16 protein-coding genes and 4 tRNA genes are annotated in these 18,221 nt (G+C 45.9%); 8 read left to right on the forward strand and 12 right to left on the reverse strand.

Going from position 1 to position 18,221, the window contains the following annotated elements; all coding sequences use genetic code 11:
- The first annotated feature begins 86 nt into the window (after positions 1-86).
- The 6 genes from ACP7H9_RS03755 to ACP7H9_RS03780 are packed head-to-tail and all read left to right on the forward strand — an operon-like array spanning position 87 to position 7,007.
- On the forward strand, positions 87-1,043 hold the full coding sequence (locus ACP7H9_RS03755; protein ID WP_153848974.1) for an AAA family ATPase: 957 nt from the start codon (positions 87-89) through the stop codon (positions 1,041-1,043).
- Positions 1,043-2,002, forward strand: a complete 960-nt coding sequence (locus ACP7H9_RS03760; protein ID WP_153848973.1) for a DUF58 domain-containing protein — start codon at positions 1,043-1,045, stop codon at positions 2,000-2,002. The genes ACP7H9_RS03755 and ACP7H9_RS03760 overlap by 1 nt, the downstream gene beginning before the upstream one ends.
- Positions 2,002-2,478 carry a DUF4381 domain-containing protein gene (locus tag ACP7H9_RS03765; RefSeq protein WP_439222184.1) on the forward strand — a complete coding sequence of 159 codons (477 nt, stop codon included), beginning with the start codon at positions 2,002-2,004 and terminating at the stop codon, positions 2,476-2,478. Before ACP7H9_RS03760 ends, ACP7H9_RS03765 begins: the two co-directional genes overlap by 1 nt.
- Positions 2,471-3,454, forward strand: coding sequence for a vWA domain-containing protein (locus ACP7H9_RS03770; protein ID WP_011234249.1), 984 nt, complete (start codon positions 2,471-2,473; stop codon positions 3,452-3,454). Before ACP7H9_RS03765 ends, ACP7H9_RS03770 begins: the two co-directional genes overlap by 8 nt.
- Positions 3,451-5,283, forward strand: a complete 1,833-nt coding sequence (locus ACP7H9_RS03775) for a VWA domain-containing protein (protein WP_114981559.1) — start codon at positions 3,451-3,453, stop codon at positions 5,281-5,283. Before ACP7H9_RS03770 ends, ACP7H9_RS03775 begins: the two co-directional genes overlap by 4 nt.
- Positions 5,277-7,007 carry a BatD family protein gene (locus ACP7H9_RS03780; RefSeq protein ID WP_414018518.1) on the forward strand — a complete coding sequence of 577 codons (1,731 nt, stop codon included), beginning with the start codon at positions 5,277-5,279 and terminating at the stop codon, positions 7,005-7,007. Before ACP7H9_RS03775 ends, ACP7H9_RS03780 begins: the two co-directional genes overlap by 7 nt.
- A 70-nt stretch (positions 7,008-7,077) precedes the next feature.
- Here the strand turns inward: ACP7H9_RS03780 and ACP7H9_RS03785 are convergent, their stop codons facing one another.
- From ACP7H9_RS03785 to ACP7H9_RS03835, 11 genes are all read right to left on the reverse strand, one after another.
- The gene (locus ACP7H9_RS03785; protein WP_114981561.1) at positions 7,078-8,946 is read right to left on the reverse strand and encodes a SurA N-terminal domain-containing protein; all 1,869 of its coding nucleotides are present in this window, start codon (positions 8,944-8,946) and stop codon (positions 7,078-7,080) included.
- Positions 8,947-9,099: 153 nt separating this feature from the next.
- Positions 9,100-9,372, reverse strand: a complete 273-nt coding sequence (hupB, locus tag ACP7H9_RS03790) for a nucleoid-associated protein HU-beta (RefSeq protein ID WP_011234253.1) — start codon at positions 9,370-9,372, stop codon at positions 9,100-9,102.
- A gap of 304 nt (positions 9,373-9,676) precedes the next feature.
- Complete coding sequence (gene lon / locus ACP7H9_RS03795) at positions 9,677-12,001, reverse strand: endopeptidase La (RefSeq protein ID WP_439222185.1); 2,325 nt, start codon at positions 11,999-12,001, stop codon at positions 9,677-9,679.
- Between the two features lie 121 nt (positions 12,002-12,122).
- Positions 12,123-13,394 carry an ATP-dependent protease ATP-binding subunit ClpX gene (clpX, locus tag ACP7H9_RS03800; protein ID WP_011234255.1) on the reverse strand — a complete coding sequence of 424 codons (1,272 nt, stop codon included), beginning with the start codon at positions 13,392-13,394 and terminating at the stop codon, positions 12,123-12,125.
- Between the two features lie 28 nt (positions 13,395-13,422).
- Positions 13,423-14,043 carry an ATP-dependent Clp endopeptidase proteolytic subunit ClpP gene (gene clpP, locus ACP7H9_RS03805; RefSeq protein ID WP_011234256.1) on the reverse strand — a complete coding sequence of 207 codons (621 nt, stop codon included), beginning with the start codon at positions 14,041-14,043 and terminating at the stop codon, positions 13,423-13,425.
- Positions 14,044-14,142: 99 nt separating this feature from the next.
- The gene (tig, locus tag ACP7H9_RS03810) at positions 14,143-15,444 is read right to left on the reverse strand and encodes a trigger factor (protein WP_011234257.1); all 1,302 of its coding nucleotides are present in this window, start codon (positions 15,442-15,444) and stop codon (positions 14,143-14,145) included.
- Positions 15,445-15,624: 180 nt separating this feature from the next.
- Positions 15,625-15,852, reverse strand: a complete 228-nt coding sequence (locus ACP7H9_RS03815; RefSeq protein ID WP_011234258.1) for a hypothetical protein — start codon at positions 15,850-15,852, stop codon at positions 15,625-15,627.
- Positions 15,853-15,952: 100 nt separating this feature from the next.
- A tRNA-Pro gene (locus ACP7H9_RS03820) sits at positions 15,953-16,029 on the reverse strand.
- 27 nt (positions 16,030-16,056) lie between these two features.
- Positions 16,057-16,132, reverse strand: a tRNA-His gene (locus tag ACP7H9_RS03825).
- A gap of 26 nt (positions 16,133-16,158) precedes the next feature.
- Positions 16,159-16,235 (reverse strand) — tRNA-Arg (locus ACP7H9_RS03830).
- A 28-nt stretch (positions 16,236-16,263) separates the two neighbouring features.
- A tRNA-Pro gene (locus ACP7H9_RS03835) sits at positions 16,264-16,340 on the reverse strand.
- On the opposite strand from ACP7H9_RS03835, the gene ACP7H9_RS03840 reads away from it, so the two are divergent.
- Both ACP7H9_RS03840 and folD read left to right on the forward strand, forming a co-directional pair.
- Entirely contained in the window at positions 16,313-16,492 is a 180-nt protein-coding gene (locus ACP7H9_RS03840) for a hypothetical protein (protein ID WP_081423216.1), read from the forward strand. The genes ACP7H9_RS03835 and ACP7H9_RS03840 overlap by 28 nt on opposite strands.
- An 88-nt stretch (positions 16,493-16,580) precedes the next feature.
- Complete coding sequence (gene folD / locus ACP7H9_RS03845) at positions 16,581-17,441, forward strand: bifunctional methylenetetrahydrofolate dehydrogenase/methenyltetrahydrofolate cyclohydrolase FolD (protein WP_011234259.1); 861 nt, start codon at positions 16,581-16,583, stop codon at positions 17,439-17,441.
- A gap of 3 nt (positions 17,442-17,444) precedes the next feature.
- Here the strand turns inward: folD and ACP7H9_RS03850 are convergent, their stop codons facing one another.
- Positions 17,445-18,179 carry a TadE family protein gene (locus tag ACP7H9_RS03850; RefSeq protein WP_110012639.1) on the reverse strand — a complete coding sequence of 245 codons (735 nt, stop codon included), beginning with the start codon at positions 18,177-18,179 and terminating at the stop codon, positions 17,445-17,447.
- Positions 18,180-18,221 lie beyond the last annotated feature (42 nt).

An 18,221-nucleotide genomic window follows, 5' to 3' on the forward strand; every position in this document is an offset into this window, starting at 1 on the left:
GAACAAAGACAGCATTGTTGCTGTCATTGCTATGCAGTACTGACAGCATAGTCAGTTTTCGCTGATAACGACAGCCTGGAGTAAACATGACCGCGACAGCGTTTCAAAAGCTACAAAATTACCTGAATCGGCAAGTGCTTGGACAGCCGGACTTCACTCAAAACCTTTTAATTGCCGTATTGGCTGACGGCCACCTGCTGGTAGAGGGCCCTCCCGGCCTGGCTAAAACCCGTGCAGTACAAGCTTTAGCAAAAGGTATTGAAGGTGACTTCCATCGGGTGCAGTTCACTCCCGACTTATTGCCCGCCGATTTAACCGGTACCGACATTTTTCGTCCCGAAACTGGACAGTTTGAGTTTCAACAAGGCCCTTTGTTCCATAATTTAATTCTGGCCGATGAAATTAATCGGGCTCCAGCAAAAGTTCAGTCAGCTTTACTTGAAGCTATGGCAGAACGGCAAATTACGGTTGGTCAACGTAGCTACCCGCTTTCTGATCTTTTCATGGTACTAGCAACACAGAACCCTCTGGAGCAGGAAGGAACCTATCCACTTCCTGAGGCCCAGTTGGATCGTTTTCTATTGCATTTAAAACTCGACTATCCGGATGCCGATACTGAACAGCAAATTCTGCGTCTAACCCGAGGTGAAGCCTTATCAGGTGACCTCGATATACCGACTCCATTAACACAAAAGCAGCTATTCGACGCACGCCACGAAGTTTTGCAGCTGTATTTAGATGACGCTGTTGAGAACTATCTGGTTCAACTGATTATCGCAACACGTCAGCCGCAGCGCTACGATCAGAATTTAGCGCAATGGATAGGCTATGGTGCCAGCCCTCGTGCCACTATAGCGCTGGAGCGCTGCGCCAGAGCTAAAGCCTGGTTAGATGGTCGTGACTTTGTAACACCTGACGATGTCATTAGTGTTTTCCACAACGCTTTACGGCACCGGATTATTTTAAGTTATCAGGCAGAAGCCGACGGCGTATCACATGATCAGGTTCTTGATACGATACTGAAACTTGTACCGGCACCATAATGTTAAGAACTGAAGTTGAACAATGGCTTAAGCAGTTGCACTGCGATGGAGTCAGTCCCGGTATTCAGGAACTTCTTTATTATCGCAGCAAGATCAATGCTTTTGCGCGCCATCATAAAAGTCTTCCACGCTCAAGCCAGACCGGCCCCTTGCTAAGCAAAAGCCGTGGTCGCGGAATGGAGTTTGATGAAGTACGACATTACCAGCCGGGCGATGATATCCGTTCCATTGACTGGCGGGTAACCGCACGAACCGGTAAAGCCCACACTAAGCTCTACCGCGAAGAAAAAGAGCGCCCGGTATTTATCTGGGTGGACTTGTCTCTGACTCAGCTTTTTGGCAGCCAATTTGTGTTCAAATCTGTTCAGGCCTGCCATTTAGCCGCGGCACTGGCCTGGCAGGCACAACATAAGGGTGATCGTATTGGAGGGCTCATTGGCAATGGCTGGCAACATCAGGAGCTAAAACCTATAGCCCGGCAAAAAGGCGTTCTACGTTTGTGTCATGCGCTTCTGGAAGTTCATAATGACAGCCTGACCCGTTGGCAAAACAAACAAAAACAGCACCAAAACACGCTGGACGATAATCTAAAGCGGATACGACAACTGGTTAAGCCTGGCAGCAGCATTCATGTTATCAGCGATTTTTATAACGCCAGCGAACGCTTTATGGATGGATTGCGCGTACTTTCCCAGCATAATTCGGTTCGTTGTTTTGGGCTTTACGACCCTATGGAGCATGAGTTACCCCAGGGGTACTCGTCGCATCCACTAGCAATTACCGATGGTCAGCAACAAGTCAGTATAAATCTAGCCGATCAACAGCAAAGAAAAACATATCAAAATGCCGCCGAGCTTCGTTGGAGCAATATTCAGCAAGAATTCAGGAAACGGAAGCTGGCTTTAACACCAATATCCAGTGCCTTACCGTTGGAACAGCAATGGGCAGAGGTAAAATAATGCAGCAACCGTCACTAAATAACCTTAATGATATTGTTGAGCCGGGAGCGGCGAGTTGGTGGCCGCCTTCGTGGCCGACAATTGCTATTGCCATAGCGCTTCTTGTCGGTACTGCTTTTTTTATTTTCTGGTTGATTCGGCGTCGACAGCAGTCGCACATACGCAAAATCGCGATCCGGCAGTTACAACAAGACAGAAGCTTAAGCATCGAAGAGCTTACGGTATTACTTAAGCGCACCGCGCTGGCATATTATCCCAGAGAATTCGTTGCGGAAAAGCACAGTCGCCAATGGATAAGTTTTTTGCTCACTCCTCTGTCAGAAAAGGAAAAAGCAACTTATGAATCCTTGCTTAATGAGGCTAATAAAAACTTTTATGGCATTGCTGATAATAACTTTAATCAACAATACTACGAACTCGCTCACCTTTGGCTGAGCAAAGATTTGAGCAAACAACCCGGAGCCGAAGATGTTTGAATTTGCCTGGCCATGGATGTTTTGCCTACTGCCCTTACCCGCAATTATCTGGAAATGGTTTCCGGCCGTACGTAAAAATAGCTCGGCTATACGCCTTCCCAGTACTTACGGCTTAGTTAGCGGCAGTCAGAGCTCTGGTAAACGCTGGTTATTGTTACCGCTGATGAGTTTATGCTGGATCATGCTGGTCGCTGCGGTGGCTAAGCCTCAATGGTTGGGCGAGCCGCTAGCAATTCGGGCTGAAGGACGAGAAATTATGCTGGCTGTAGACTTATCTGGCAGTATGGAAATTGCAGATATGCAATTGGAAGGCCGCTCAGTGAACCGTCTAACTATGGTTAAGCACGTTTTGAGCGATTTCATTGAACGCCGCGAAGGTGACAGGCTCGGACTGATTCTATTTGCAGACACGGCCTATTTACAGACTCCCATGACTTACGATCGCAACACCGTAAAACAGATGCTTAATGAATCTGTACTCGGCTTAGTTGGCGAACGAACCGCGATAGGAGATGCTATTGCTTTGTCTGTGAAGCGCTTTCGAGACGACGAAAAGTCAAACCGGGTACTGGTATTACTAACCGATGGTCAGAACACAGCCGGTAACCTGCCCCCTGAGCAGGCACTTGAACTGGCTCAGGCTTACGATGTAACGATATACCCTATTGCGGTCGGTGCTGAAGAAGTAGTCGTTGATAGCTTTTTCGGGCAACGAAGAGTTAATCCAAGCCGCGACCTGGACGTACCTTTAATGCAAAGTATCGCTAAACAAACTGGTGGTAAGTACTTCCGTGCTCGCAGTACCAATGAACTCGAAGAAATTTATCAACGCCTGGACAAGCTGGAACCTATTGCTGGCGACCCTCAGCAACTAAGACCTCGAGTGAGTTTATTTTACTGGCCATTGGTAATAAGTTTTCTTCTGTTTATTGCGTTAGCCATGTTGCACTATCGACCATGGGGGAGACGTTCATGAGCGAATTTCACTTATTGCGCCCCTGGTGGTTACTGGCTTTAGTTCCAGTTGCACTACTGTATTGGCGTTTACTCTACAGTCAGAAACATCAGGCCGGATGGCATCAATGGCTCCCCGGGCACCTGTCAAAAGTATTGGTTAAGTCAGGGTCACAACCGTCTCTCTGGCCTGCCCACCGTTTTTTGTTAATTTCAGTTCTGGCAACACTGGCTCTTTGCGGGCCCACCTGGGAACGACTACCACAACCGGTTTACCAGCTTGAATCGGGACAGGTCGTGATTATGGACATGTCGCCATCGGTTTTAGCCGATGATATTGCCCCTAACCGTTTAACCAGAATGAGATACAAAGCCATTGATTTAGTCCGGGCAGGACTTGATGGTGATACCGGCCTTATTGCTTACGCCGACGATGCTTTTATCATCAGTCCGCTTACTGCCGATAACCGTAATTTAATAAATTTAATCCCATCACTGTCACCCGATATTATGCCGGCGCAAGGCAGTGAACCCTTGTTAGCTTTGAAGCTGGCTGACGATTTATTAAAAAATGCCGGCTACCCTCAGGGCGATATATACTGGCTTACCGACGGCATCAGTAGTAACGAACTCAACCAACTCAGTAGTTATTTGCGTTCTGTCGATCATAGAGTTTCTATTCTGGCGGTTGGTACTGAAGAAGGTGCTGCAATTCGCGATAGCTCAGGCCGTTTATTAAAAGACAACAATCAGGTCATTATTGCCAAAACTTATCCTTCTCGATTATCCGATCTGGCTTCTATTACGGGAGGAGCCTTTTCATCAGTAACCGCCGACAATCGTGATATTGATAAACTGATAAACCAGGCACCACTGACGCGTGAAGGTAAAGACGGCGATGAACAACAGCAAGGAGACGCATGGCGTGATATGGGTCCTTACGTTGCCCTCTTTATCTTACCTATTATGTTGTTTAGCTGGCGTCGGGGCAGCCTGCTTAGCCCTTTATTACTCTCTATGTTATTGCCTTTAATCGGCTTCAGTCCCAATGTGCATGCTGCACAAGAATCCGTCTGGCAGAAGCAGTTGCTAAACCGTGAGCAACGTGCACAGCGTTTATATCAAGAAGAAGAATACCAACGGGCGGCTAACCTTAGCAGAACTCCGTTTCGTCAGGGCGCTGCTCTGTATCGCGATGGTGACTATGAAGCCGCCGCCGAAGCCTTTTCTCAAGGCGATTCGGCAGAGGCGCAATATAATTTAGGTAATGCACTGGCTAAGCAGCAACAATACGATGCGGCAATAGAAGCTTACGACAACGCTTTAGAACAACGCCCTGACTGGTCCCAGGCAGCCGAAAATAAGCAACTCGTTGAGCAATTGAAGCAACAGCAGGAATCAGAAGACTCCGGCGGTTCAGACGAATCCTCCAAGGAATCAGATTCTGATAAAAACGAATCGGATAAGAATTCTGAGCAAAGTGGTGACGGCGAGGAGCAACAAAATAATCAGTCCAATAACAGTGATGGGCCCCCTAATCCTGATGAAAGGGGTCAAGAGGATGGAGAGCCGGAGCCGGAACAAAAAGAACAGGAGCCTTCTCAAGAAGAACCCCAGGAGCAGCAACGCCAGGACACAAGCCCAGAAAGCCAGGAGGAATCCAGCCAACTACTTCAACAGAAGGTCCGCGAAGGCGAGATTGACCCTGAAAAAGCCCAACAACTGGAGCAGTGGATGAACCGGGTGCCGGATGACCCAAGTATACTGCTACGTAATAAAATGCTTCTGGAGAGCCAGAAACGGCGTCAGCGCAGAACCTCAGAACCCCAGGGAGACGATAAAAAATGGTAAGAGTATGGCGACACATTATCTTATTGATGAGCTTTTTACTTGTGAGCCAACTTGCTCACGCCGATGTCTCTGAGGTTACTGCTACGGTAGACCGTAATCCGGTTACGGCGAACGAATCCTTCGTATTAACGATAACCGTTGATGACGATGTTGCTAACGACAGCTTTTCGCCATCTAAACTACTAAAAGACTTCGTTGTAGGCAGAACATCGGTCAGTCGCCAGACATCAATGATCAACGGAAAACTTAGCAAACAGACGCGCTTTACAACCGTGCTTATTCCCCAGTCTGCCGGAGAATATAAAATCCCCGAAATTAGCATAGGTGGTGTCTCGTCGGCTCCTATTTCATTGCAAGTCCTGGAACCCGGCAACAACCAGGATAACGAACAGAAAATCGCTTTTCTGGAAGCTCGCGTAGACAATCAGCAAGTCTATCTGCAGCAGCCTATCACTTATGTTGCGCGGCTATTTCTTGCGGCCGACTTGAACAAAGGAAACTTAATACCGCCTGAAGCAGAAAACGCCGACATTCAGCAAATTGGCAGGGATGAAGAAAGTACAGAAATGGTGAATGGCAGGCGCTATAAGGTTTATCAGCGTGTTTACCAAATAACGCCAAGCAAGTCAGGTTCTTTAAGTATCGCAGGCGCCCGTTTCGACGGCGAAGTTTTCACTCAAGGGCAACGCTCTATCTTTTCGTCTTTCTCCAACACACAGCCTGTCAGCACCATTGCTGAAACTATCGAGGTTGAGGTGCAGGCCGTCCCTGATAGCTGGCAAGGTCACTGGTTGCCTAGCGAGCTTGTCAGTGTTTCTCAATCCGTTTCGCCTGAGCAAGAAAGTTATACCGTAGGTGAACCTTTCACTATTTCCTATATGCTGACCGCTGTTGGTGTAAAACCAGAGCAGCTACCAGACGTTCGACCAAGCTTCCCCGATACGGTGAGAATTTATCCGGATGGCGATGAGACGGATCAATTTAGTCGCAACGGCGTTATTATCTCTCAAAAAACAATAAGCTTTGCGGTCGTCCCCAATCAGCCAGGACCATTAAGAATTCCGGCACTAAATATCCCCTGGTTTAATACCAAAACGGGCAAACCTGCATCGGCGGTAACCGAAGAGCTAAACTTTTCTGTCGCAATGGGTGACGGAATGCAATCTATTCCGAAGGCAAGTAATAATGCCGAAGCTAAAGCGACTGAAGAGCAGCAGCTAAATGATGAGGAAGTAACTCAAACTGAGGCGAAAACCCACTCAGTTGAATGGAATACCTGGATAGTTAGCTTACTCGCCCTGGTACTGATTGTTTCAATTATACTGAACGCGTACCTTCTCTGGAATCGAAGCACAAGCTCTAAGAGCAAAGTATCGACGCGTAAAACAACAGAAGATAAACCTCACAATCTAAACAAAGACAAATTATGGAGAGAGTTTCAGCTAGCTTGCCGTAACAATAACGCACAAGAAGCAAAAGAGTTTTTGCTGAAATGGGCAAACCGCTATTTTGAACGCAGCTTTAATAGCATAACTGAGCTGTCTCAATATCTTTCAATAGAAAATGCATGCTCAAGCTTGCAACAAAGTCTTTATCAGCCGAAGGCTACCTCATGGCAGGATGGAAAAGTGCTTTATAAAGAAGTTAAGACCTCTATAGAAGCAAAAAAAAATATAACAACTACTAAAGACGTGTTGCCAAACTTGTACAGCAATAACGGATAAACTCACTACAATAGAAATAAAAAAAGGCTCAGACTTGTCACGGTCTGAGCCTTTTTTGCGATATCAACGTCTACGGAGTTGATAAACGTTTTATATCTGCGTCCGCTTTTAAGTTATTAATAAAGGCTTGCAACATAACCTGAGCCTGACGGTTCCGCATCTGACTCTTTAACTCGTCAAGTTGGCTGTCATCAGTACTTCCTGGAGAAACTTCGGTCAGTGCAACCACAGCAGCATCTCCATTCGGTAACGCAACCGTGTTAAAGACGCTCTCATCGCTTGCTGAAGGAGACATTGAGAATAGCTCACGTACAATAGTTCTTGGGTGCTCACCATTGTTACGCTGAATGCTATCTACCCAGACAATTTCGTCGCTCACCTCTTCACCCGCTTTCCAGGCTTGCATCCATTCATTCGCCTGCTCAAGCGCTAATTGCTGAGCTTTTTCTACGCGCAGTTCGGATACTATTTTTTCACGAACTTCGTCCAGCTCTTTTACTCGCACTGGTTGATGCTCAGTTACACGTACTACCAGTGACCGATCATCTGAAGTTTCAATAATATCGCTGTTCAACTTCTCTTTAATTAACTGCTCTGAAAATAGGTTATTGAGAACAACATCGTCGCTCAAGGGCGTTGGGGCTCTGTCACGAGTGAATAAATCGGAACGGCGTACAGTGGCTCCAATTTCTTCAGCAGCGGGCTCCAATGTGTCAGGTTGCTCAAAGCTAATTTCCGCCAGTTTCTGTTGTTTTTCAAAATAGCGATCTTCTGCCTTTTCGGTTAACAACTGTTGACGCACTTCGTCTTTCACTTCGCTAAATGGTGTTACTGAACCTTCGCGTAAATCGGTAAGTTTAATAATGTGGTAACCAAAGCTCGTTTCAACAACGTCTGATAAATCACCAACATTTTCTAACTCAAAAACGGAGGCATCGAAATCTTCATCCATCATTCCGGCTTCTATCCAACCTAGATCTCCGCCCTGCTCAGCTGAGAAAGTATCGTCTGAATAAGTTTGCGCTACCTCCGAGAAGTCCGCACCTTGTTTAAGTTCAGCAAGTGCTTCTTCAGCTTTCTTTTTAGCGTTATCAGTCTCGAACTCGATCAGAATATGAGAAACACGGCGCTCTTCTTCGGTCGAATATTGCTGCTGACGCTCATCATAATATTGACGCACTTCTTCATCTGAAATCTCAACTTCTGATTCAACAGCAGCTAAAGAGAGCTCAACATAGGCGACGCTGAGTTTTTCCTGAGTCCGGAACATATCTTGATTTTGCTGATAGAAGTTTTCGATATCCTGTTCTGCAATCTCTACCTGCTCTTCGAAACTTTCATTGCTAGCCACTAAAAAGCCACCTGAACGCGACTGGCTTTGTAAGCGCATAAAGGCAATAGCTTCAGGTTCAAGCACGAACGCAGTCGCAGACAAGCCTCGTAGTAACTGATTTCGGGTCATATCCTGTTGCATCACTTTTGCGAAAGCTTCAGGGCTATAACCCGCATTACGCAAAGCCATCAGGTAAACATCGTTATCAAATTGTCCTGCTGTACGAAATTGAGAAATATCACGGATTGCAGCTTTTACCTGCTCAGGGCTCACTCTCATCCCGTTATCTTCAGCGTATTGCACTAAAAGCTCTTGTTCGATGAGTTGCTCTAATACTCCACTGCGTAAATTACGCATATAATCTGGATCGGAAGTAATAGCAGAAAACATATCACCAAACTGCTCTTGCAAGCGACTACGCTCATTTTCATAAGCACGATCGTAGTCACTACGAGGAATTTCTTCTCCATTAACTTTTGCGACAGCATCTTCTGTGTCACTAGTGATATAACCACCAACACCTGCTAATGCAAAAGTTAGAATGATTAACACAAGAATGGCCTTAGCAGTATAACTCTGCGAGCCTTCCCGAATCCGCTCTAACATAATAAGGCTTTCCTTATTTAACCTGAATAAACAACGTCACATTATAAGGTGATTCGTCTTAAAACTCACCATTCATACAAAAAAATAACCCGAGGTTTTATAAACCTCGGGCTACTATTATTATTCTTTAAAAAAAGCGCTAATGCGCTTTAATTAATTTACTGCGTCTTTCAGTGCTTTACCTGCTTTAAAAGAAGGAACTTTAGCAGCAGCGATCTGAATAGTCTCACCCGTTTGAGGGTTACGACCAGTACGAGCAGAACGCTCACGCACGCTAAACGTACCGAAGCCAACTAATGCGACTTGGTCATCTTTTTTTAGAGCATCAGTTACTGCATCGATCATAGAGTCCAGAGCACGACCAGCAGCAGCCTTAGAAATATCTGCACCTGCCGCGATTTTGTCAATAAGCTGAGACTTGTTCACAGTATCATCCCCTTAGATTGTTATTATCAAGTTTCCGTGGTTCCATTCGGATTTTAAAATGGGCCAGAACGGTTATATCAAGCTTGATTTAATTGTTCAAGCACCATTAGTCCAAATGGCTTTCCTATCCAGCTGTTCGTATGTCATACATGTGAATCAGCTATAAACTCTAGGCTACCACAGTCTTTTAGATTGAAAACCCTTTTTACTCACTTTTTAACGAAAAAATGCGGTCTGAGGCATGATTTCTCATCCGCAGACCGCATTCTAGTGCTTGAATATGACTTTAGTATTATAGTGCTGGTTACTCCTTAACCAAAGCAACATCCAATACTTCATCAATCCATTTTACCGGCTGAATCACTAAGTCCTGTTTTACGTTATCAGCAATTTCTTTTAAGTCGCGTTCATTCTCTTTAGGAATTAACACATGCTTAATTCCGCCCCGGTGCGCAGCCAGCAATTTCTCTTTTAAACCACCAATGGCCAGCACTTCACCGCGCAACGTAATTTCGCCCGTCATTGCTACATCAGAACGAACAGGCTTACCGGTTAACGATGACACCATAGCTGTCACCATAGCAATACCTGCACTGGGCCCATCTTTCGGTGTAGCGCCTTCTGGTACATGTACATGAATATCGCGTTTTTCATGGAAGTCTTCCGCAATGCCCAGCTTATCAGCACGGCTACGAACCACTGTCAGAGCAGTCTGAATAGACTCCTGCATAACATCACCCAGGGAACCTGTGGTGGTTGTCTTTCCTTTACCAGCTACATTAGTAGCTTCGATAGTCAGCAAGTCTCCGCCAACTTCAGTCCATGCTAAGCCAGTAACCTGACCGACTTGATTCGCTTCTTCAGCTTTGCCGTAATCAAACCGTTGCACGCCCAAATAGTCGCTAAGATTGTCGCCGGTAATCTCAACATGTTTTATCGATTTATCCAGCAAAATTTGCTTAACCGATTTCCGGCACAAGCGCGACAGCTCACGTTCGAGGTTACGCACCCCGGCTTCGCGGGTGTAATAACGGATAATGCCAATAATCGCACTGTCCTGAACCGTAATTTCTTTTTCTTTTAAACCGTTACGGCCAATTTGCTTGGTTAACAAATGTCGCTTCGCAATATTCAGCTTCTCTTCTTCGGTGTAACCCGACAAGCGAATCACTTCCATGCGGTCTAATAATGGCGCTGGAATATTCATACTGTTAGATGTCGCCACAAACATGACATCTGACAAATCGTAATCGACTTCAAGATAATGGTCATTGAAGTTAATGTTTTGCTCAGGATCCAGTACTTCTAGCAATGCTGAAGCCGGGTCACCGCGCATGTCAGCCGACATTTTGTCAATTTCATCTAACAGAAACAGTGGATTACGAACGCCAACTTTTGACATTTTTTGAATCAGTTTACCCGGCATAGAGCCAATATAAGTACGGCGGTGACCTCGTATTTCTGCTTCATCGCGTACGCCCCCTAGCGCCATGCGCACATACTCACGCCCCGTCGCCTTCGCTATCGACTGTCCAAGCGAGGTTTTACCGACACCTGGAGGACCTACTAAACAAAGAATCGCACCTTTCACTTTGGTGGTTCGTTGTTGTACCGCAAGATACTCAATAATACGTTCTTTAACTTTCTCCAGCCCGTAGTGATCAGCATCTAAAACTTTTTCAGCATGAGCTAAATCTTTCTTAATACGCGAACGTTTCTTCCATGGAACCGATACCATCCAGTCTATATAGCCGCGCACGACAGTCGCTTCCGCTGACATGGGTGACATCATTTTTAATTTTTGTAACTCAGCTTCAGTCTTTTTCTTCGCTTCTGCCGGCATCTTGGCGTCATCGATTTTCTTCTGTAACTGCTCAAATTCATCGGCGCCATCTTCGGTTTCACCCAGCTCTTTCTGAATGGCTTTCATTTGCTCATTCAAATAATATTCGCGCTGGCTTTTTTCCATCTGTTTTTTAACGCGGCTACGAATGCGCTTTTCCACCTGCAGAATATCAATCTCACCTTCCATCAGAGCCATCAGATGCTCGATGCGCTCCCGAATGTCAGTAATTTCAAGAATGGCCTGCTTTTCTGCAAGTTTCAGCGGCATATGGGCAGCCATTGTGTCCGCTAAGCGATCGCCGTCTTCAATGCCGGACAGAGACGTCAGTACTTCCGGCGGTATCTTCTTATTTAGCTTTACATAGCCTTCGAACTGATTCAGTGCCGAACGAATAAGAATCTCTTCTTCTTTTTCCGGTAACTCTTCCGCGGCCAGATAATGAATACTAGCTTGAAAGTATTCTTCGTTATCCTGCAATTCATCCAGCTGCGCCCGTTGCTTACCTTCAACCAGCACTTTAACGGTGCCATCGGGTAGTTTCAGTAGCTGTAGAACTGTCGCAACTGTACCTACCTGATAAATATCCTCAGTAGTAGGTTCATCCACAGAAGCGTCTTTCTGAGCCGCCAGAAAAACTTGTTTATCTTCATCCATAGCGGCTTGTAAGCATCGAATCGACTTTTCCCGACCGACAAACAGTGGTATCACCATATGCGGGTATACCACGACATCTCTCAACGGCAGAACCGGCATCGTTAATTGTTCGGTGCGCTCTTCGCTCATTAAATTCTCTCCCGACCTAGGTTTACTTTGTAATATGCGGTCTTTACCTGAAAGTTCAATCCTTGACAGAAAAAAAGGGCCTTTCCGGCCCTTTTTCGAACACTTTTAATACAGTTTCGGATTATTCGCCCGAAGCCTGCTTATTTTTCTGCTGATTCGCGTAAATTAGAATAGGATCGGATTCACCAGCGATTACCGACTCATCCACCACAACTTTCGCGACCCCTTCAATAGAAGGCAGTTCATACATAGTGCCCAGCAGAACACCTTCCACAATGGAACGTAGACCACGAGCACCTGTTTTGCGAGCCATAGCCTTTTTCGCGATAGCTCTTAAAGCATCTTCACGAAACTCCAATTCAACGTCTTCCATTTCAAACAAAGCTGAGTATTGCTTGGTTAACGCATTTTTTGGCTCACGCAAAATTTCAATCAACGCTTCTTCATCCAGCTCATCTAGCGTGGCTACAACCGGTAAGCGACCAATGAATTCGGGAATCAAGCCATAGCGAACCAAATCTTCCGGTTCCACTTTAGCAATGATTGCCCCTTCTTCACTTTGCGTCTTACTCTTCACTTCTGCGCCAAAACCAATACCGGTTCCGGTAGACAAGCGTTGCTCGATAACTTTATTCAAGCCAGCAAAAGCACCGCCACAGATAAACAGAATTTTTGATGTATCGACTTGCAGAAACTCTTGTTGAGGATGTTTCCGACCACCTTGTGGCGGCACAGAAGCAACTGTTCCTTCAATCAGTTTCAGTAAGGCTTGTTGTACACCTTCGCCACTGACATCGCGAGTAATCGACGGATTGTCCGACTTACGTGAAATCTTATCAATCTCATCAATATAGACAATACCACGCTCTGCTTTCTCAACGTCGTAATCACACTTCTGTAAAAGCTTTTGAATTATGTTTTCAACGTCTTCGCCAACATAACCCGCTTCGGTTAATGTTGTTGCATCTGCCATAGTAAATGGCACATCCAAATAACGCGCTAAGGTTTCAGCCAGGAAAGTTTTTCCTGAGCCTGTCGGACCAATTAGCAGGATATTACTTTTGCCAAGCTCAACTTCCTGCTTGGCTGAACCGCGTAAGCGTTTATAGTGATTATAAACGGCTACCGACAACACCTTTTTGGCGCGATCCTGACCAATAACATAGTCATCCAAATGCTTACGGATAGCTTTTGGCACAGGCAACTCATCCTGATCCGGAACCGGAGACAGTTGATGAATTTCTTCTTTTAGAATGTCATTGCATAGCTCAACGCATTCATCACAAATGAATACGGACGGTCCTGCAATAAGCTTCTTAACTTCGTGCTGACTTTTGCCACAAAAAGTGCAATATAGCGGCTTATCGCCGTCACCTTTGGACTGATCCGTCATGCTTTTCTCCTAACTGCTCTGCGCCAACTCAGGACTCTTCGCCACGCTGACGTAAAATACCATCAACCAGGCCGTAATCGATTGACTCTTCTGCCGATAAAAAGTGATCGCGATCAGTGTCTCTGGCCACTTTCTCGTAATCCTGACCTGTGTTCTCCGCTAACATACGGTTTAAGCGCTCTTTCAGATCCAAAATTTGTTTCGCATGAATTTCAAAATCTGACGCTTGTCCCTGGAATCCACCCAACGGCTGGTGAATCATCACTCGGGAATTAGGTAAACAATAACGTTTACCCTGAGCCCCCCCAGCCAATAGGAACGCGCCCATACTGGCCGCTTGGCCCATACATACCGTGCTAACATCCGGCTTAATAAAGCGCATGGTATCGTAAATAGCCATACCCGCTGTCACTACCCCACCAGGCGAATTAATGTAAAGGTAAATGTCTTTATCAGGATTATCTGATTCTAAAAACAGTAGCTGAGCCACAATGAGATTGGCCATGTGGTCTTCTACCTGACCACAACAAAAAATGACACGTTCTTTTAAGAGACGTGAATAGATGTCGTAAGAGCGCTCACCTTTCGAAGTCTGCTCGACGACCATAGGGACTAGCTGTGCCATTGGATCCTGAATATCGCTCGACATGTTTTATAAAGCTCCTGAAATAAAAATGGCTCGTATGAGGTCATACGAGCCATTAAACCAAGCTGTAGCGGGACCCGTCAAGGATTCCGTTACACTAGATTACTGCTGCTTCGGATTCATGATGTCATCAAAGCTCGCTTTTTTATCTTTAACCGAGGCTTTTTCCAACACGAATTCGATTGCTTGCTCTTCCAACGCTAAGTTACGAACTTGCTGCATCATATCGTTGTTTGACTTGTAGTATTCCACAACTTCCTGCGGGTCTTCATAAGCAGAAGCTGCCGTTGCGATGATTTCATCAACTTTCTCATCATCAGCTTTAAGCTCGTTACCACGAATCACTTCACCTAATAACAAACCAACTTTAACACGCTCTTTCGCTTGTTCTTCGAACAGCTCCGCCGGTAAGTCAGGCATTTGTTCAACATTACCACCGAAACGTTGAGCCGCTTGCTTACGCAACTGGTCAATTTCTTGGTCGATCATTGATTTAGGCAGTTCAACGTCGTTGTTTTCAACAATACCTTTCAGTACTTGTTCTTTAACTTTTGCTTTCACTGCGTTTTTCAGCTCGCGTTCCATATTTTTGCGAACTTCTTCTTTCAACGCTTCAACGCCGCCTTCTTTCACACCAAACAATGCAACGAACTCATCGTTTAGCTCTGGCAGGTCACGTGCTTCAACTTTCTTCGCGGTTACCACGAATTGCGCTTCTTTACCTTTCAGGTTTTCAGCGTGATAGTCTTCCGGGAAAGTGACTTCAATAGTCTTTTCTTCGCCCGCTTTAATTCCTTTGATTTGATCTTCAAACCCAGGAATCATGCGACCTTCGCCCAGCTCAAGCGCGAAGTCGTCAGCTTTACCGCCTTCAAATTCTTCACCGTCAATAGAACCAACGAAATCCATAGTGACACGGTCACCCTTTTTGGATTTACGCTTAACTTCTTTCCAGTCAGCATGTTGTTTCTGCAACGTTTCCAGCATGTTGTCGACGTCTTTCTCAGTGACTTCAACAGCAGGCTTTTCAACTTTTACTTTGTCCAGGTTCTGTACTTCTACTTCTGGATACACTTCGAACGTAGCCGTGAACTCAAGATCTTTACCTGGCTCATTGACTTTAGGTTCAATTGCAGGTGCGCCAGCAGGGTTCAGTTTTTCCTGCATAACAGCTTCAAAGTACTTACTTTGCATGATACTTGACGCTGCACGTGAACGGGCTTCGCGACCAAACAGCTTTTGTAATACGTTTGGCGGAATTTTTCCTTTGCGGAAACCATTCACACGACGATGGCGATATTCTTCTTTTAATAAGCGTTTTACTTCGCTATCAATTGTATCTGCCGGGACTGTAACAGTCACACGACGTTCTAAACCTTGAGTTGTCTCTACAGAAACCTGCATTGCTTCATTACCTCGGTTTCAATCAATGAATGTTACTCGCATCAACTTATCATTATAAAAATGAGATACGGCAACGGCGTTGACCTTTAAAAATGACGCAGCATTATAGCGAGGTGACCGCCCGGAGTCGAGCCCCCGAGCGGCAATTTTTAGGCTTCACTTTAACGGAAGGAAAAATAACTAAGATTTATCTTTAAGCTCAAGGAGTAGATTGTTGATTTCGCCCAGTTTATCCGGTTTATCCCCGGCCATATTTTCTTGATCGGCGACTTCGGTTTCCAATTCATCATAACGCCACTGCGTCAGCACTTCGATTTTCTGCTCGTTTGAAAGCTCAGGATCATTTGCCACGTCTTGCGGAGAATCGAACGCTTCAGCGGGATTCTTTAAACTTTTCTTAAAGTCCATAACAATAGCTCCAGCCAAGGATTAACAACAAAATCTTTTGATTAAGTATTAGATAAATGTAGCAGTAGTGGCTGAAAAGAAAAAGGGGGAATTAGTGTAATGGTCGGCGATGCAGGATTTGAACCTGCGACCCCTTGGACCCAAACCAAGTGCGCTACCAAACTGCGCTAATCGCCGAAATACAGGATGTTACTTCAAAAGAAATGGGGTGGATGATGGGACTTGAACCCACGACAACCGGAATCACAATCCGGGGCTCTACCAACTGAGCTACACCCACCACTGAGTGATTTCTTTGGCGCGTTATGGCGCACCCGGCAGGATTCGAACCTGCGACCCACGGCTTAGAAGGCCGTTGCTCTATCCAACTGAGCTACGGGCGCATATCGAACCAATAAACCGTCAAGAGAATGGTCGGCGATGCAGGATTTGAACCTGCGACCCCTTGGACCCAAACCAAGTGCGCTACCAAACTGCGCTAATCGCCGAATTTCTCCGAAAGCCGTGTCATACGCAGCTTTTAAAAACACTATTGCTGGTCGACAACGGTGGCGAATATTACCTGCTGAAGACTGACCCGTCAAACTTTTTTTCGGTTATCAGTGCCGACTGGCTACTTTTGCAACAACCTGACGACTAAACCAACAACCGGTGACATTCAGGGCAGAAAAAAGTTACAATACAACTTATATATCACCTTGAATTCTCTCATCTTTGGGAACGTCATTATGCCAGCTCAAATTATCGATGGTAAAACCATCGCTGCCACTGTTCGCCAGGCGGTTAAACAGCAAGTAAAAGAACGCATTGATTCCGGATTACGCGCACCAGGGTTAGCTGTTGTTCTGGTCGGAAGCGACGCCGCTTCAGAAGTTTACGTGGGCAACAAGCGCCGTGCCTGTGAAGACGTTGGTTTTCGCTCGTTTGATTACGACTTACCAATAACCACAACACAGAAAGAACTTGAGAAGCTCATTGAAGAGCTGAACGATGACGACGCCGTAGATGGTATTTTAGTTCAGCTTCCGTTGCCTGCGGGTCTGGATGCCACACCAATTTTAGAAAGAATTCGCCCGGATAAAGATGTCGACGGCTTCCATCCATTCAATATTGGACGTTTGTCACAACGTATCCCGGCTTTGCGCCCCTGTACCCCCAAAGGTATTATGACACTGTTAGAGCATACGCACGTTGACTTACACGGCTTAAACGCAGTGGTTGTCGGGGCATCGAATATTGTTGGTCGTCCAATGAGCCTGGAGTTATTACTGGCAGGAGCAACAACGACGGTGTGTCATCGCTTTACCAAAGACTTATCCGATCATGTCAAGCGTGCTGATATCGTTGTTGTTGCGGTAGGCAAAGCGGAGTTCATTCCTGGCGAGTGGATTAAACCTGGCGCCATCGTCATAGATGTAGGAATGAATCGCCTGCCCGATGGTCGATTAACCGGTGACGTGGAGTTCTCTGTCGCTGCCGAGCGAGCCGGCTGGATCACTCCTGTTCCCGGTGGCGTTGGCCCCATGACAGTTGCCTCGTTAATTGAGAACACATTGCAGGCCTGTGTCGATTATCACGACGTTCGTTAAATTTTATTGCTGTCGGTAGCCGCTTAACATGACATGTTGAGCGGTATTCGATAACCCCCACAACGGTTTATCAAATAAAGTACTTCGGCCTGCACAGTAAGTCGCGGCTTTTGAATCTGAGACTAAACTCTGTGTTGCCGCCAGAAAATCAGCAGCAATTGGAATTTCCAGTGGCAAGCACCAATAAGTTTCAATAACCAAAACGCGTGCCTGATGCCATTCCTCGGAGGCATTATCGCCAGCCCGTGCATGATAATGGTCAACCGAAATTTCCAGTACGTCTTTTTGCAATTCGTTATCCCAGCGCCAGTCCGAAAACTGGCGAAAATCATTAGTACTGGGTGACAGAACCTTTAATTGTCCAAAGCGCGAGAAATGAAGTCGCTGTTTAGCTATAGCCTCAGCTGCGGCGGCTATTTTGTTATCTATGTTCAGTTGTGGTTTTAAACCGGCCATTCCTGCCGCCAGCGTGTTCACCATGGCATTATTGTTACCATGGTTAAGACTTCCTGCTCTCACTGCATACTGATTCGCTACTGTAAGTGTTTGCTGCGCCCACCAAATAAAGAGAACCTGAACAAAAGTAAAAACGCAGGCGACAATAACAGGCCAAACGACCAGCAACTCAACACTCGCCTGCCCGGATTGTTTTTTCAATATTTTAACGGGGTTCAGAAAAGAAAAACCCGCTGCCGGAAAAGCAGCGGGAAGTGTTATGCTCAAGCGAGACAATAACATGAGGACCTCCGTGTCCGGTGTGCCGTGTCCTTCAATAGACAC

Source organism: Idiomarina sp. ST20R2A10, assembly GCF_051842345.1.
GTDB classification, from domain to species: Bacteria; Pseudomonadota; Gammaproteobacteria; order Enterobacterales; family Alteromonadaceae; genus Idiomarina; species Idiomarina loihiensis.